Source organism: Ruminococcus sp. AF17-12 (assembly GCF_003479245.1).
GTDB lineage: Bacteria > Bacillota > Clostridia > Lachnospirales > Lachnospiraceae > Blautia_A > Blautia_A fusiformis.
Genome location: NZ_QUGY01000032.1, coordinates 1 through 2,541 on the forward strand (window position 1 = coordinate 1; position 2,541 = coordinate 2,541).

The following is a 2,541-nucleotide window of genomic DNA, read 5'->3' on the forward strand; positions in this document are numbered from 1 at the left end:
TGCAAATTCTGCTCGAACGGTACGCCTATTCTGAAATCAGCGGTACATTCATTCTAATTTAGCGGTATGCGCTTTCTGCTCAAAGCGGTACGTTTTTCCTTTATTATTGTGATGTAACTATTATTCATCACTGTGCAAAGGAGGAACTATTATGCACGACTACAATACTATTCTTGGAGTCATAGAACTTCGACTCAGTAAAGTCAGTTATGACGCCGTACAAAAACGTTACCGGATTGGACGGAGCGGGATTGCATTGATTATGAACCGCTATAATGATTCAGGATTATCACTGGATGATCTTCGGCAAATGCCACCCGCAAAGGTTGTTGATCTCATCTATCCAAAAGGAAACCTTCGACATAAGGACATTCCACTACCTGATTTTGAAAAAATACATGAGCAAATGATCCAAATGGGAAAGCATGCCGACTTGAGCTTTCTATGGATCGATTATAAAAAAGAGCATCCCAATGGTTACCAGCTTGCCCAGTTTTATAAGCTGTATCGTGATTTTATGGTAGATACTTATGGTACTTCAAAAACATCTATGCCTGTGGAACGGATCCCTGGTGAAAAGCTGTATATTGACTGGGTAGGCGACCAGCCGGAACTGCTACTGGACACAGCAACTGGCGAACTTCGGAAAGTTCACATTTTTACGACTACACTTGGTTTTAGTAGCCTTGTTTATGCAGAAATCTTTCTGGATGAAAAACTTCCACATTTTATTGCCGGCACAGTACACGCGCTGTCTTATTATGGGGCAGTTCCTAAATATCTTGTCCCGGACAATCTGAAAACAGCTGTTACCATGCATAGCAAAGATGAACTTGTGCTGCAGTCAGCCTTTTCAGATCTGGAGACCTTCTATGATACGGTCATTCTGCCTCCGCCGCCAAGGAAACCGAAAGGCAAACCGACCGTTGAAAATCATGTGCGTTTCTTAGAAACGCATCTGGTAGAAGAATTAAAGAAAGACACTTATACCTCTCTGGAAGCCCTGAATGCTGCGGTCAAAAAGATCGTAGCGGACATCAACCAGCGTCCTTTCCAGAAAAAATCTGACATTCGGAAATCCCGCATGAATGGATTTGAAAAGTATGACAAACCGCGTATGAACCAGCTTCCAGGCGAAAGTTATACACTTTGTGATTATAAATACTTTCTTAAAGTTCCAGATAATTACCACCTTGAGTATGATGCCCACTACTATTCTGTATTGTATACCTATAAGGGGAAGCCTGCAATTCTTAAGGCTACTATGACGGAGATACGGATCTGCGACGAGTATAACCGGCTGATCTGCCGACATCCGAGATCTTATCGTGATTTTCCTCTTTACATTACAGATGACAGTCATATGCCACCAGAACACCTGTATTACAAAGAAGTGAATGCACATGACGGAGCTTATTACAGACGGTGGGCATCTGTCTATGGAGAATCTATGGTAACTCTTATTGACAGGATACTCCGCAGTTCCAAACACGAGGAACAGGCATACAACAGCTGTGCCGGTGTACTCCATTCCTGTAAGGATGTTCCTAACCGACTGGTTCGGGAGGCTGCTGAGAAATGCGTAGAAGCTAATGCCTGCAAGTATTCTTATTTCAAGAAAGTGCTTGGCATGGTCCAGAATAATCATTCCAGCAGCGGTATAAACGGAAAACTTCCTTCCCATACAAACATCCGTGGAAAGGAGGCATACAAATGAGTTCATCCCATGACATTACATTAACACCCCAGGAACAAGCTCTGATCATGCGTCTGAAGAGTTTCCGCGTTCCGGAAATGGCACATATCCTGGAAGAACAGATGAAAGATCCCAATGCAGATCTGAACACGTTTATGGAACGCATGACAGCAATGGTTGATGCAGAGTGGCAGGCACGGGCAGATAAACGCTTTAATCGTCTGATGAAAGAAGCACATCTGCGATACCCGGTGGCAGATCTTGATGAAACCATTTACCGTCCAGAACGTCAGCTTGATACCCAGACAATAGAACGTCTGAGTACCTGCCATTGGATAGAGGAAGGAAAAAATCTCATTGTAACAGGTTCTTCTGCCAGTGGAAAAACGTATCTGATCAATGCTTTTTGCATAACTGCAATGAAGCAGTCCAAGAGTGTAAAGTATATAAAAGCGAACACACTTATGAGTGAAATGGAACAGGCACGCATCAAATCCACAAATCTGGATTACCTGAATAAACTGACCAAGCTGGATCTGCTTGTGATCGATGATTTCGGTCTTATGGATCTCGACCTTGATAAATGCCGGGATCTCTTTGAAGTCCTTGACACCAGAGATGGAAGAAAATCAACTGTAGTCATCTCACAATTTCCAGTCAGCACATGGTTCGATATGTTTGCCGATAACACCTACGCCGATGCGTGTCTTACACGAATCACGGATAAGCACCATACGTATCGTCTGGAGATGAACGGTATAAATATGCGTGAAACAGAATGATGTAATCTAGCGGTACTTCGTACCGTTAAAAATGGAATAGCCGTTCCGCAGTAGCGGAACTGG

2 protein-coding genes are annotated in these 2,541 nt (G+C 43.3%); both read left to right on the plus strand.

Going from position 1 to position 2,541, the window contains the following annotated elements; genetic code table 11:
- Positions 1-151 precede the first annotated feature (151 nt).
- A complete protein-coding gene (locus DWW77_RS17795; RefSeq protein ID WP_114002947.1) occupies positions 152-1,717 on the plus strand; it encodes a Mu transposase domain-containing protein in 1,566 nt (521 codons plus the stop codon).
- Entirely contained in the window at positions 1,714-2,478 is a 765-nt protein-coding gene (locus DWW77_RS17800) for an ATP-binding protein (RefSeq protein WP_118609265.1), read from the plus strand. Before DWW77_RS17795 ends, DWW77_RS17800 begins: the two co-directional genes overlap by 4 nt.
- Positions 2,479-2,541 lie beyond the last annotated feature (63 nt).

What these genes read in the sequence shown, in the direction of transcription:
- DWW77_RS17795 (WP_114002947.1), top strand. Translation starts at nt 152, where the DNA reads ATGCACGACTACAATACTATTCTTGGAGTCATAGAACTTCGACTCAGT.
- DWW77_RS17800 (WP_118609265.1), top strand. Translation starts at nt 1,714, where the DNA reads ATGAGTTCATCCCATGACATTACATTAACACCCCAGGAACAAGCTCTG.